Source organism: Kordiimonas sp., assembly GCF_965216265.1.
GTDB lineage: Bacteria > Pseudomonadota > Alphaproteobacteria > Sphingomonadales > Kordiimonadaceae > Kordiimonas.
In genome coordinates this window covers 3621148-3633813 of the sequence record NZ_OZ244153.1, presented here as the reverse complement: position 1 = coordinate 3633813, position 12666 = coordinate 3621148, and the positions used below count along the sequence as shown (strand labels likewise).

General features: G+C 53.1%; 22 protein-coding genes. All 22 read right to left on the bottom strand.

Features of this window, described 5'->3' with window-relative positions:
• Positions 1–201: 201 nt before the first annotated feature.
• Positions 202–864, bottom strand: a complete 663-nt coding sequence (locus ACOOGA_RS16720; RefSeq protein WP_417462086.1) for a glutathione S-transferase family protein — start codon at positions 862–864, stop codon at positions 202–204.
• Positions 865–998: 134 nt separating this feature from the next.
• A complete protein-coding gene (locus tag ACOOGA_RS16715) occupies positions 999–1529 on the bottom strand; it encodes an NUDIX hydrolase (protein WP_417462087.1) in 531 nt (176 codons plus the stop codon).
• 6 nt (positions 1530–1535) lie between these two features.
• Positions 1536–2102 carry an O-methyltransferase gene (locus ACOOGA_RS16710; protein ID WP_417462088.1) on the bottom strand — a complete coding sequence of 189 codons (567 nt, stop codon included), beginning with the start codon at positions 2100–2102 and terminating at the stop codon, positions 1536–1538.
• Positions 2103–2262: 160 nt separating this feature from the next.
• Positions 2263–3225 carry a phosphatase PAP2 family protein gene (locus ACOOGA_RS16705; RefSeq protein WP_417462089.1) on the bottom strand — a complete coding sequence of 321 codons (963 nt, stop codon included), beginning with the start codon at positions 3223–3225 and terminating at the stop codon, positions 2263–2265.
• Positions 3226–3350: 125 nt separating this feature from the next.
• Positions 3351–3773: a 50S ribosomal protein L17 gene (gene rplQ / locus ACOOGA_RS16700; RefSeq protein ID WP_417462090.1), complete on the bottom strand. Its 423-nt coding sequence runs from the start codon at positions 3771–3773 to the stop codon at positions 3351–3353.
• A gap of 144 nt (positions 3774–3917) precedes the next feature.
• Positions 3918–4934 (bottom strand): DNA-directed RNA polymerase subunit alpha, encoded by a 1017-nt coding sequence (locus tag ACOOGA_RS16695; RefSeq protein ID WP_417457541.1) that lies wholly within the window; start codon positions 4932–4934, stop codon positions 3918–3920.
• A gap of 89 nt (positions 4935–5023) precedes the next feature.
• On the bottom strand, positions 5024–5413 hold the full coding sequence (rpsK, locus tag ACOOGA_RS16690; protein ID WP_262691214.1) for a 30S ribosomal protein S11: 390 nt from the start codon (positions 5411–5413) through the stop codon (positions 5024–5026).
• Between the two features lie 48 nt (positions 5414–5461).
• Positions 5462–5830 carry a 30S ribosomal protein S13 gene (gene rpsM / locus ACOOGA_RS16685; RefSeq protein ID WP_417462091.1) on the bottom strand — a complete coding sequence of 123 codons (369 nt, stop codon included), beginning with the start codon at positions 5828–5830 and terminating at the stop codon, positions 5462–5464.
• A gap of 114 nt (positions 5831–5944) precedes the next feature.
• Positions 5945–6592 carry an adenylate kinase gene (locus ACOOGA_RS16680; RefSeq protein WP_417462092.1) on the bottom strand — a complete coding sequence of 216 codons (648 nt, stop codon included), beginning with the start codon at positions 6590–6592 and terminating at the stop codon, positions 5945–5947.
• Positions 6589–7920: a preprotein translocase subunit SecY gene (secY, locus tag ACOOGA_RS16675; protein WP_417462093.1), complete on the bottom strand. Its 1332-nt coding sequence runs from the start codon at positions 7918–7920 to the stop codon at positions 6589–6591. The genes ACOOGA_RS16680 and secY overlap by 4 nt, the downstream gene beginning before the upstream one ends.
• Before the next feature lie 58 nt (positions 7921–7978).
• Entirely contained in the window at positions 7979–8434 is a 456-nt protein-coding gene (rplO, locus tag ACOOGA_RS16670) for a 50S ribosomal protein L15 (RefSeq protein ID WP_417462094.1), read from the bottom strand.
• A 24-nt stretch (positions 8435–8458) separates the two neighbouring features.
• Positions 8459–8650, bottom strand: coding sequence for a 50S ribosomal protein L30 (rpmD, locus tag ACOOGA_RS16665; protein ID WP_417457547.1), 192 nt, complete (start codon positions 8648–8650; stop codon positions 8459–8461).
• Positions 8651–8656: 6 nt separating this feature from the next.
• A complete protein-coding gene (gene rpsE / locus ACOOGA_RS16660) occupies positions 8657–9238 on the bottom strand; it encodes a 30S ribosomal protein S5 (protein ID WP_417457548.1) in 582 nt (193 codons plus the stop codon).
• Positions 9239–9265: 27 nt separating this feature from the next.
• Positions 9266–9622, bottom strand: a complete 357-nt coding sequence (gene rplR, locus ACOOGA_RS16655) for a 50S ribosomal protein L18 (protein WP_417462095.1) — start codon at positions 9620–9622, stop codon at positions 9266–9268.
• Positions 9623–9634: 12 nt separating this feature from the next.
• A complete protein-coding gene (gene rplF, locus ACOOGA_RS16650) occupies positions 9635–10168 on the bottom strand; it encodes a 50S ribosomal protein L6 (protein WP_417462096.1) in 534 nt (177 codons plus the stop codon).
• A gap of 14 nt (positions 10169–10182) precedes the next feature.
• A complete protein-coding gene (rpsH, locus tag ACOOGA_RS16645; protein ID WP_262691206.1) occupies positions 10183–10581 on the bottom strand; it encodes a 30S ribosomal protein S8 in 399 nt (132 codons plus the stop codon).
• A gap of 12 nt (positions 10582–10593) precedes the next feature.
• Positions 10594–10899 carry a 30S ribosomal protein S14 gene (gene rpsN / locus ACOOGA_RS16640; RefSeq protein ID WP_417462097.1) on the bottom strand — a complete coding sequence of 102 codons (306 nt, stop codon included), beginning with the start codon at positions 10897–10899 and terminating at the stop codon, positions 10594–10596.
• Between the two features lie 24 nt (positions 10900–10923).
• Positions 10924–11484 (bottom strand): 50S ribosomal protein L5, encoded by a 561-nt coding sequence (gene rplE, locus ACOOGA_RS16635; protein WP_417462098.1) that lies wholly within the window; start codon positions 11482–11484, stop codon positions 10924–10926.
• Positions 11477–11794 carry a 50S ribosomal protein L24 gene (gene rplX / locus ACOOGA_RS16630; RefSeq protein ID WP_417462099.1) on the bottom strand — a complete coding sequence of 106 codons (318 nt, stop codon included), beginning with the start codon at positions 11792–11794 and terminating at the stop codon, positions 11477–11479. The genes rplE and rplX overlap by 8 nt, the downstream gene beginning before the upstream one ends.
• Positions 11795–12163, bottom strand: coding sequence for a 50S ribosomal protein L14 (rplN, locus tag ACOOGA_RS16625; RefSeq protein ID WP_417462100.1), 369 nt, complete (start codon positions 12161–12163; stop codon positions 11795–11797).
• Between the two features lie 47 nt (positions 12164–12210).
• On the bottom strand, positions 12211–12447 hold the full coding sequence (gene rpsQ, locus ACOOGA_RS16620) for a 30S ribosomal protein S17 (RefSeq protein ID WP_417457554.1): 237 nt from the start codon (positions 12445–12447) through the stop codon (positions 12211–12213).
• A gap of 11 nt (positions 12448–12458) precedes the next feature.
• Positions 12459–12650, bottom strand: coding sequence for a 50S ribosomal protein L29 (gene rpmC / locus ACOOGA_RS16615; RefSeq protein WP_417462101.1), 192 nt, complete (start codon positions 12648–12650; stop codon positions 12459–12461).
• Positions 12651–12666: the final 16 nt, after the last annotated feature.

The window sequence follows — 12666 nt, the reverse complement described above, 5'->3', positions numbered from 1 at the left end:
ATGGCGGAGACGGTGGCTTCGCGCAAGTTTCTACTTGGTGCGAGCCCCTGGCATTTTCAACGCCGCACCCTTGAGCGGGATCGTGGCGGAAGAATGGCATTACCTCAACTAGACTGTAAAACGCAAAGCCGCCACGCCCCACAAAATATAAAAGGGGAGCCGCGATGCCTCCCCCTTTTCTCTCTGTGCTGTGGCCTTCATTTATGCGGTGGCTTGCAACTCGCCCTCACGGTCAAACGTGGCCAGTTGATCCGCCAGCGCTTTCTTGAAAGCCGGGCGAGCCTCGCATCGTTCTTTATAGGCTGTGAGATTTGGGTATTTTGACAGGATATCTGTATGCCGCAAAATGCGCAGTACAGTCACCATCATCAGGTCCCCTACCGTGAAGGTATCGCCGTCCAGATACGTCTTGTCACCCAGCGCGTTAGAAAGGTCGGTCAAGCGCCCTTCAAGGCGCTCAATCACTGCCGGCCGCCGTTCTTTGGCCCAGTCTGCGTCGGCGTTGAAGATATCGATCTCCACCAGCCCCTGAATGGCTACCTCCATAGAATTGAGGGCGGCGATCATCCACGCCGTCGCGCGAGCCTTGCCATTGGCGTCGCCCGGCAGCAAAGCATTAGACTGTTCCGCAATATGCAGCGCGATGGCCCCTGATTCAAAAAGCTTCAAGTCACCGTCTTCAATCACCGGCACCTGCCCAAAAGGCTGGAGTGCCTTGTAGCTGTCGGTGAGCTTCTCTTCGTGGTTAATCACCTGCTCTTCATAAGGCAAGCCTGCTTCTTCAAGCGCCCAGCGCACCCTCAGGTCGCGCACCAGGCCTTTGGCAAAGTCTGGCACCCAACCAAAAACATATAGTTTCATCATGGTATATCCTCGTACGTTCAGGCCGGGCACCGTGTTGTGCGGCCCAGCAATTAACATCTGTACGCGTTCCCTGTATGGGATAATGCAGCACCCGGGCTTGCCTTGCTAGAGATATGCGGGGAAAAAAATAGTGATCAGCCAGCCTGGGCTCTCAAATATTCACCAAGGAGGAGCGCACAGTCGAGGTCGACCAACTCGCCGGAGGCAAGCAGCTTGGCAAAATCAGCGCCTGAAAGCAGCACCGGCTCTGCTACCATGTTAGGGTCTTCTTCGGGTGGCTGAACCTTGCGGCAGTTTGTCGCCAGATAGATATGTTTTTTCGCTGTGGAATAAGCGGTGACATAGGTGGTGGTCAGTTCCATGAAGTCACCGGCATAGCCGGTTTCCTCCATCAATTCCTTGCGCACAGTCTCAAGAGGGCTGTCTCCCTCGTCTATCATGCCGCCCGGCATGTCATAAACATAGCGGTCCGGGCCCGGCCTAAACTGGCGCACCATCAGGATTTCGCCATCTTCTGTGATCGCACCGCAAATGGCAAAGTCGGGCTCATGTTTCACATAGTAGCAGTAGTCTTTATCACCGTGCCTGTAGCGCTGCTCCACCACCTTCAGGTAAGGGTTGGAGTAGATCTCGCTTTCGCCCAGCCGCTTCACTTCAAAGCTCATGAAACCTCATTTCATTCGGGTGGCAATCATCACCCCTGTTGCCCAATCAAGACTGACAACGCGGATCGCCTCTCGCCGTGCCATATCGGCCACAAACGCATCCACTGTTGACTGATGCCCCGACGGCCAGTTCGGCTGTGGCAACAAGTCATCTACCACATACATACCACCGGGGGTGAGAAGCGCCAGAGTTTCATCCAGCAGCTTAAACTTCCCAGCCCATGTATCTGCGAAAATCAGGTCAAACTGTTGTGGGCCAAGCGCTTTGATAAAATCCTCGGCATCCTCACAGCATAGGGTAAGGCGTGGGTCATTGCCTAAATGCCGCTTGGCAACGTCCTGAAACTTGCGTTCCTTGTCCACGCTCACCAGCCGACTCTCAGGCGAAAGGCCCGCCAGCATCCAGGCGGTTGAAAGGCCCGTGCCCGTGCCAAGCTCAAGGCATGTACCGCCGGGTTTGCTACCTGTCAGCGCCCGCAAAAGCGACCCCACGGAAGGGTCCGACGCCATATCAAACCCTAACGCCTTGGTTTCAACAGCAAGCGCCGAAAGCGTTTGCCCCAGTGTTTTCATAGCGCTTCCCGGTATCTGCTGCTGCCATTTCTCTAACCTCACCTCAATCCTCCGCTTGTGCCCGCGGCACACCCTTGTGCCCACCTGTCAGCAAGCACGCTAGAAAAGAAAAAGGGCGACCAGAAGGCCGCCCCATAGAAGATTGTGGAAAATTCGTGGCCTAGTCGTGGCCACCACCCAAAGCGTGAGCTTTAGCAAAGCCTAGTTTCACAAATATAAACGGCGCCAAGAAAAGCCCGGCAGCCCCTGCCGCCGCATATCGGCCAAACTTGGCCAAATGTCCCATAAGCGACGCTCGCTCAAAGATCAGATCAGACAGCCAGCCAAAAAGCGCCAGCGTGGCTATAACACAGATCAAGGTCACCAGATGGCATAAACCCCGCTGCACAGCTGTGCCACTACCAGCCTCAAAACCCACATAACGCCGCTCTACAGGCTCAATGAGCAGAATAGCGGTCAGGAACCCCATAATGCCAATAACGGGCGTTGGCGGCTGGTTTAAACTGTCCCCACCCAGTATCCATATGAGTAAGGTAGCTAAGACAAGCAGGCCCGCTTGGGTGGCAACTGCCTGCCGCTGCCAAACCTGGCCCAGCGATGCCGCATATCGCGCGCATATAAGCGCCAGCAAACCACCGAGCACCCAACCCAGCAGGATATCTTCAACATAGTGCACACCAAGATAAGGCCGGGACATGCTGATCAGCAGGATTAGTGTCACTGCCGCGACTTTGGCCCAACGTTTCTTCACTTGGGTGGCCAGAAAGCCATAGAAGGCAGCAGCGCACATGGCGTGCCCCGACGGTGTTGAATATTCAGCCACCAGATGGCGCGCGCGCTCAGCGGACGCTGCCCACATATCCATCCATTCGCCTTCTGCAACAAACGGGCGCGGGTTCATGATGGCTGTTTTCAGCAAATGATTGAGGCAGAAGGTGATGAGCACAAGGATGGCAAGACGGAAGCCAAGCTCCCGATTGAAGGCAACATAGATGAGCGTTACAACAAGGATATAGCCCTCAGCCTCCCCAAGTTCACTAAAAAGCTGGAAGAACTGTGTAAGCCCGTCGCTGCGATAGTTTGCAATCTCGCGCACCAGATCGGTGCCCCAAGGTAACTGCATTATGCCCTCTCCCTCATGTGGCTGTAACGCGAAGACTGATGATCAGGGGTGCAGGGCGATTGTCAAGGCAAAGAAAAAGGGCGACCAAAAGGCCGCCCTCTAAAACCTGATGGTAAAAGCGTGGCTTACGCCGCGTCTTCTTCCATGTCCACGTCAGCAGATGGTCCGCTGTCCTGGCCTTTGGCTTCTTCGTTACGGTCAACAAGCTCGATAACAGCCATTGGCGCGTTATCGCCATGACGGAAACCAGCTTTGAGAACGCGGGTGTAACCACCAGCACGCTCTTTGTAACGATCAGCAAGCTCGTCAAACATCTTCTTCACGAGTGTTTCGTCCTGCAGACGGGAAACAGCAAGGCGACGATTAGCAAGGCCACCTTTCTTCGCGAGCGTGATGAGCTTCTCAACGATCGGGCCAAGCTCTTTTGCTTTCGGCAGAGTCGTTACGATTTGCTCGTGTTTGATCAGCGCTTGGCTGAGGTTCTGGAACATAGCCTTACGGTGGCTAGCGGTCCTATTCAGTTTACGGCCGGCTTTACGGTGACGCATGGTCTCACTCCTTGATGCCTGTCCGGCCTTGGGCAACCCTTAAGGTTTTCCTCTGGCGCCTAGTACCGGCAGGTGTCCCGCATACTCGCGGGAGGTTTTTAAAATGGAAGAAAAGCCCCTCACATGAGGGACTTTTCCGGTTTCTTAGTAGTCTTGCTCAAGTTTCTTGGCGAGCTCTTCGATATTCTCAGGCGGCCAAGCTGGGAGTTCCATGCCAAGGCGCAGGCCCATGGACTGAAGAACTTCCTTGATTTCATTAAGCGACTTGCGACCAAAGTTTGGCGTCCGCAGCATCTCTGCTTCGGTTTTCTGAACGAGGTCACCAATGTAAACGATGTTGTCGTTCTTGAGGCAGTTCGCGCTACGCACGGAAAGCTCAAGTTCATCAACCTTACGCAGAAGCTGACGGTTGAACGCTGGTTCGTCGTCGTCTTCCTGTTTGGTAGCTTCTTCAGGCTCGTCGAAATTAACGAAGATGGCCAGTTGGTCCTGAAGGATGCGTGCCGCAAAAGCAATTGCGTCTTCAGGCGTTACTGTGCCGTCTGTTTCAATTTCCATGGTCAGCTTGTCATAGTCGAGAACCTGGCCCTCACGGGTGTTCTCAACTTTGTAGCTTACTTTTTTCACTGGGCTATATAGCGCATCCACAGGAATAAGGCCGATTGGCGCGTCTTCCGGACGGTTGCGGTCAGCAGGCACATAGCCTTTGCCCGACGCTACAGTCAGTTCCATGTTCAACGTAGCACCTTCATCGAGGTGGCAAAGCACGAGGTCTTTGTCGAGGATATCAACATCAGCCACTTCCGAGATCGCGCTCGCTTTTACTTCACCCGGGCCAGAAGCCGTAAGGTGAAGGCGCTTAACACTGTCGCTGGTTACGCGAACCGGCAACTGCTTAATGTTAAGGACGATATCGGTTACGTCTTCGCGCACACCAGGTACGGAAGAGAACTCATGCAGTACACCTTCAATGTGCACGCTCGTTACTGCGCCGCCCTGAAGCGAGGACAACAGCACGCGACGCAGGCCATTGCCCAGCGTCATGCCGTAGCCGCGTTCAAGCGGTTCAACAACGATTTTGGCCTTACGAAGCGGGTCTGCACCCGGCTCGATCGTAAGTCCATTTGGTTTAATCAGTTCCTGCCAGTTTTTCTGGATCACGGTGTAACCCTCATTTTGTATGACGCTTAAATGCGTCAAAGGATTCGCGCCAATACTCGGCGGTAACTACCCTATACTCAAAGAATGCCTTAAACGCGACGGCGCTTAGGCGGGCGACAACCATTGTGTGGAATTGGTGTCACGTCACGAATGCTCGTGATGACAAACCCAATAGCCTGAAGCGCGCGCAGAGCAGACTCGCGACCAGCGCCAGGACCCTTCACTTCCACTTCCAATGATTTCACGCCGTGGTCTTGTGCTTTTTTACCAGCATCTTCCGCTGCAACCTGTGCAGCATATGGCGTGGATTTACGAGAGCCCTTAAAGCCCATCATGCCCGCAGACGACCAGGAAATCGCATTCCCTTGTACATCTGTAATTGTAACCATCGTATTGTTGAACGATGCATTTACGTGAGCAACACCATTGGTGATGTTTTTCCGCTCACGGCGCTTAACGCGACCTGTATCTTTAGCCATCTCTAACAGACCCTAAAATGTGGGGGGACCTAAACAGCCTAACCCTGATTACTTCTTCTTACCTGCGATCGCGACCGCTTTACCCTTACGGGTACGTGCGTTCGTGCTCGTGCGCTGACCGCGCGTCGGCAATTTAGCACGGTGACGAAGACCACGATAAGTCTTGAGGTCCATCAACCGTTTGATATTCATTGCAACTTCACGGCGGAGGTCACCCTCTACAGTGAAATCTGCATCGATCATCTCACGGATCTGAATTACTTCAGCATCCGTCAGTTCTGACACCCGACGTTCACGGGGGAAATTCAGCGTAGCGCAGATTTCCGTGGCCTTGGTGCGGCCAATACCATGAATATAGGTCAAAGCGATTTCTACTCGCTTGTTGGTCGGAATGTTAACGCCAGCAATACGCGCCACGACCGTTTCTCCTAATTACAAAGTTCACGTCTGTTAAGTACGAATCACAAGACGTGCCGAAGCCGGGGATTATATGAACAAACCCCGGTTCGTCAACCGCCTTATGACAGTTTTTTACGCAGCCAAAACTGCGTCTATTTGTGCAGCAACTTCATCTATACCGGCCATGCCGTCAACTTGCTGCAAAATTCCTTTGTCCGCATAGTATGGCAACACTGGTGCCGTCTGTGCGTAATATTCTTCCAAACGCTTGCCAACGGTCTCCGCGTTGTCATCAGGGCGGCGCTTGAACTCTGTGCTGCCACACACGTCACACACACCGTCCACCTTCGGTTTCAGGTTGGTGTCGTGATACCCTTCATTACATTTGGCGCAGGTATAACGACCTGCGATGCGATCGACAAGAGCATTGTCGTCAACTTTCATCTCAACCACTGCATTCAGCTTGAGGCCCTGCTCTGCGAGCATGCCGTCAAGAGCTTCCGCCTGCGCCACTGTGCGCGGGAAACCGTCGAGGATGAAACCGTTTCTACAGTCATCTTCCTTGATGCGGTCGCTGATGATGCCGATCACGATCTCGTCAGACACCAACTGACCTGCATCCATCTTCGCTTTTGCGGCCATTCCCATTTCGGTTTTGGCGGCAACAGCTGCGCGGAGCATATCCCCGGTTGAAAGCTGCACGAGGCCTTTTTGCTTCTCGATCCGTTGGGCTTGCGTGCCTTTACCTGCACCCGGAGGGCCGAACAGAATAACGATCATTTCCGACCTCCCTTAAGACGTGCCTTTTTGAGGAGACCCTCATATTGCTGCGCCATAAGGTGCGAGTGGATCTGGCTTACCGTATCCATCGTTACGTTCACCACGATCAGGAGGCTTGTGCCGCCAAGGTAGAACGGTACCGCTGCCTGGCTCATCAGGACCTCAGGGATCACACATACGAGCGAAAGATAGGCAGAACCAATAACCGTGAGGCGGGTCAGAACATAATCGAGATACTCTGCGGTGCGCTTGCCCGGGCGGATGCCTGGTACAAAGCCGCCGTGTTTCTTCAGGTTATCAGCGGTGTCTTCAGGGTTGAATTGAATAGCTGTGTAGAAGAAACAGAAGAATACGATCAGCGCGACATAAAACGCGATGTAAAGCGGTTTGCCTGGACCGAGGATCGCTGTAACCGTGCCGAGCCACTCGGGACCACCAGCCTGATACAGGTTGGCAATGGTCAAGGGCATCAAAAGAAGCGAGCTTGCGAAAATCGGCGGAATAACACCCGCAACGTTCAGCTTCATCGGCAGATGCGACTTGTCGCCCTGGAACATGCGGTTGCCTTGCTGACGCTTGGGGTACTGGATCACTACGCGGCGCTGGGCACGCTCACAAAGTACAATGAACCAGATCAGCGCAGCAGCGCCAACAAGCATGGCCAGCAGAACAGCAAGAGACATCGAACCGGCGCGGTTCAGCTCAAACGCTTGCGCGAGCGTACCTGGCAGCTCGGCAACGATGCCTGCAAAGATAATGAGGGAAATGCCGTTACCGATGCCGCGCTGGGTGATCTGCTCACCGAGCCACATCAGGAACATGGTGCCGCCTACAAGCGTAATAACCGTGACAAAGCGGAAAAAGAAACCTGGTTCGACCACAACGCCCGGCTGGCCTTCAAGGCCTGTCGCAACCGCATAGCCCTGCACGATGGTGAGAAGCACGGTACCGAAACGGGTATACTGGTTGATCTTCTTGCGGCCCGTTTCACCCTCTTTTTTCCATTGAGCCAGTGTTGGGCTCATGGTGGTGAGGAGCTGCATGATGATAGAGGCCGAGATATAGGGCATGATACCAAGCGTAATGATCGACATCCGCTGCAATGCACCACCCGAGAAGGTATTCACCATATCGATGAAACCGCCCCCCATGCTCGCGAACATATTCGCAAGGGCATCTGCATCGATGCCAGGAAGTGGGATATAAGTGCATAGTCGGTACACAATAAGTGCACCAAGAGCGAACCAAATACGCTTTTTAAGTTCCTCGGCTTTACCGATGGAAGCAAAGCTAATATTGGACGCTAGTTGTTCTGCAGCGGAAGCCATATACGCTTACCTCAGCCCCTTATCTGTTTTTCCGGTTATCTCGGCCTGTATCGCTTTATTAGGCGACGGTAACTTTACCACCGGCTTTTTCAACAGCTTCGATTGCACCCTTGGATGCGCCCGTTACCGTGATATCCACCTTGGCTTTAAGTTCACCTTTCGCGAGGAGACGTACGCCATCCACAACCTTGCCAACAACACCAGCTTCCACCAGTGTTTCAACAGTGATTGGTTTCTTGGCGTCCAGTTTCTTCGCATCAATCGCCTGTTGTAGACGGCCGATGTTCAGCACCTGGAAGTCACCTTTGTTCAAGCTTTTGAAGCCACGCTTAGGAAGGCGGCGGTAGATTGGCATCTGACCACCTTCAAAACCGTGGATCGCTACGCCCGAACGCGCTTTCTGACCCTTGTGACCAGAACCGGCGGTTTTACCTTTGCCGGAACCGATACCGCGACCAACACGAGTGCGCTCTTTACGGGCGCCGTCGTTGTCACGAAGTTCATTGATTTTCATGCGTCTTCTCCGATCACGCCGGGCTTAATCTTCAACGCGCACGAGATGGTGCACCTTGTTGATCATGCCACGGACAGCTGGCGTATCTTCCAGCTCGCGTGTCTTGTGCATTTTGTTAAGCCCGAGGCCGACCAGCGTTGCACGCTGGTCTTGTTCACGGCGGATCGGGCTACCGATCTGTGTTACTTTAATCGTTGCTTTTTTCTTCGCAGCCATTGGTCACTACTCCGCCGAATTTGCTTCTGCAGCATCGTCGCCTTCGTCCGTACCACCGACGACTTTAATGTCGCCACGACGTGCTACGATATCAGCAACTTTTTTGCCACGCTTGGCAGCGATCTGACGCGGTGAGTTCTGGTTAACCAGAGCGTCGAAAGTTGCGCGAACCATGTTGTATGGGTTCGAACTGCCTTGCGACTTCGTCACTACGTCCTGTACGCCTAGTGCTTCAAACACTGCGCGCATCGGACCACCTGCGATGATACCGGTACCCGCAGAAGCGGTGCGCAGCAGTACCCGACCAGCGCCGTGACGGCCCTTAATGTCGTGGTGCAGCGTACGGCCTTCACGAAGCGGTACACGGATCATATTTTTCTTAGCAGCTTCAGTTGCCTTCCGGATCGCTTCCGGCACTTCACGTGCCTTACCGTTCCCGAAGCCGACGCGGCCACGCTGGTCACCGACTACTACGAGAGCAGCGAAACCGAAGCGACGACCACCTTTAACAACTTTGGCTACGCGGTTGATGTGAACCAATTTTTCAATCAGTTCACTTTCTTCACGATTGCGTTCTGGGCGTGCCATTTGACATCCTTTTCCTTATCTCTGACCTTAGAATGCCAAGCCGCCTTCACGCGCTGCATCTGCAAGTGCTTTAACACGACCGTGATAGAGGAAACCTCCCCGGTCGAACACTACTTCAGCAACGCCGGCAGCTTTAGCACGCTCGGCAATCAATTTCCCAACTTTCGTTGCAGCCTCTACATTAGAGGTTGCAGCGTCACGCAGGTCCTTCTCGGCGGTGGAGGCGGCAACAACAGTCGCGCCCTTAACATCGTCGATAATCTGCGCATAGATATGCTGGTTTGTACGGTGAATAGAAAGACGCGGCCGCCCGACACTCTTCTTACGAAGTTGAGTGCGGTTGCGCTGACGGCGCCGTTCAAAAAGTTTGTTCTTAGAAGCCATTCGTGCCATCCGTTACTTCTTCTTACCTTCCTTGCGGAAGATATATTCACCTTCGTACTTGATACCCTTACCTTTGTAGGGCTCAGGCTTGCGGAACTCACGGATCTTGGCTGCCGTTTCACCGACTTGTTGTTTGTCGATGCCGGAGATAACGATCGTGGTCTGATCAGGCGTCTCAATCTTGATGCCTTGTGGGACCGGAAAATCGATATCGTGGCTGTAGCCAAGTTGTAGGTTCAGAGCAGAGCCTTTCATAGCAGCGCGATAACCAACACCAGTGATCTGAAGCTTTTTAGAGTAACCTGCGGTTACGCCTTCAAACAGGTTGGAAATCATCGTGCGCTGCATACCCCACATGGAGCGGGCACGCTTCGTGTCATTAACAGGCGATACAACGATACCTTTTTCTTCCTGAGCAACAGTTACTTCAGGAACAAAAGACATCGCCAGCTCACCCTTAGGGCCTTTTACCGTCAGGTCCGAACCGTTCAAGGAAACGGTCACGCCGGACGGAATAGCCACTGGCTTTTTACCGATACGGGACATGATTTCTCCCTTCCTTAGAATACGGTGCAGAGGATCTCGCCGCCCACATTGTTCTCACGCGCTTCTGCGTCCGAGAGAACACCTTTCGGTGTGGAAACGATCGAAATACCAAGGCCGTTGTGAACGCGTGGCAGGTCACGAACCGAGCTATACACGCGGCGACCAGGTTTGGACACACGATTGATCGTGCGGATAACCGGCTCACCTTCGTGATATTTTAGCTCGATGGTCAGCTCAGCCTTATTGGCCTCGCCTTCAATCCGGGAATAACCACGGATGAAACCTTCACGCTGCAACACATCCAAAATACGCTGACGCGTTTTGGATGCAGGTGTGGATACAACAGTTTTGCGAGCTTGCAGACCGTTGCGGATACGGGTCAGCATATCGCCGATCGGATCAGTCATCGACATGAGCCTACCCCCTTACCAGCTTGACTTAACAACGCCAGGTATCTTGCCAGCGGAGCCAAGCTCACGCAGACCGATACGAGACATCTTAAATTTACGATAATAACCGCGCGGACGACCTGTTACTTCGCAACGATTGCGAACACGCGTCTTTGCGCTGTTACGTGGCAGTGCTGCCAGTTGCATAACAACCATCCAGCGCTCTTCCTCACCCAGATCCTTGTTGTAGATCTGTTCTTTGAGTTCAGCACGCTTTTTAGCGTATTTCGCAACCAGCTTTTCACGCCGTGCGTTCTTGTTGATGGCACTTTTCTTAGCCATATCAAAACCCTCCTTCGGCTGCCGTTACTTTTTGAACGGCATGTCAAAACCGGTCAGAAGCGCACGCGCTTCGTCGTCGGTCTGAGCCGTGGTGCAGATGATAATGTCCATCCCGCGAACCTGATCAATCTGATCATAGTTGATTTCCGGGAAGACGATTTGTTCCTTCAGGCCCATTGCGTAGTTACCGCGGCCGTCAAATGACTTCGGGTTAACGCCCTGGAAGTCACGTACGCGTGGCAGTGCAATGGTAATCAGCCGGTCAAGAAACTCGTACATACGCTCAGAGCGCAGCGTTACTTTCACGCCGATTGGCATGCCTTCGCGAAGCTTAAAGCTAGCGATAGACTTGCGAGCGATCGTAACAACAGGCTTCTGACCGGAGATAGCAGCGATTTCTTCTACTACCTTGTCGATCTTTTTCTTGTCCTGAACAGCTTCACCAACACCAACGTTGATAACCACTTTGTCCAGTTTTGGAACCTGCATCGGGTTTTTGTAGCCGAACTGCTCCAGCATGGAAGCACGAACTTTTTCTTCGTATACGCTACGAAGACGTGGCAGAGCCTTAGTTGCTTTAGCCATCAATCACCTCCCCGGACTTCTTCGCAAAGCGAACCTTGCGACCGTCTTCGAGTGTTTTGAAACCAACACGAGTAGGCGCGCCATCTTTCGGATCTTCAATCATCAGATTGGAGAGCTGAATTGCTGCTTCCTTCGTCTCGATACCACCTGCACTGGTCTGTGTTGGGCGGTTGTGCTTCTTGATCAGGTTCACTCCCGATACAAACGCACGGCCTTCAACGGGCAGTACAGACGTGATTTCGCCGCGCTTGCCTTTGTCTTTACCGGCAACCACAACGACCTTGTCACCTTTTTTCAGTTTCGCGGCCATTTATAGTACCTCCGGTGCAAGCGAGATGATCTTCATATGCTTCTTTGCACGCAGTTCACGAACAACCGGGCCAAAAATACGTGTGCCGATTGGTTCGTGGTTTTTGTTAACAAGCACTGCTGCGTTGCGGTCGAAACGAATGGTAGTACCATCCTGACGACGCACTTCTTTAGCAGTACGAACGATGACAGCGCGGTGCACGTCACCTTTTTTTACGCGGCCCCGTGGGATCGCTTCCTTTACGGAGACGACAATAATGTCGCCTACTCCAGCAGTTTTGCGCTTGGAACCACCAAGCACTTTAATGCACTGCACCCTCTTGGCCCCGGAGTTATCGGCCACGTCGAGGTTGGTTTGCATCTGAATCATGGGTTACACCCTTTGTTATTACCGGCGAACAGCAAAACGATGAGGCCTTAGGCCTCACCGCCAACTACGCGCCAGGTCTTCAGTTTAGAAATAGGACGACATTCCTCAATGCGGACTGTCTCCCCAACCTGAATAGTGTTGCTCTCATCATGAGCGTGGTACTTCTTAGAGCGTCGAATAATTTTGTCAAGCAATGGATGCTTAATACGACGTTCAACATTAACAACAACGGTTTTATCGCCTTTGTTGCTGACCACAGTTCCTTGCAGAATACGCTTTGGCATGGGTTTACTCCTTACGCCTCAGCCGACTGGCTCAGGATCGTTTTGATCCGGGCCACATCGCGGCGGATCTCACGAACACGAGCAGTGTTTTCCAATTGGCCGGAAGCCGCCTGAAAACGCAGGTTCAACTGCTCTTTTTTCAGGTTCTCGAGCTCTTCACGGAGCTCGTCTTGCGACTTGGCACGAATATCAGCTGCCTTCATCTTACTTCTCCGTTCG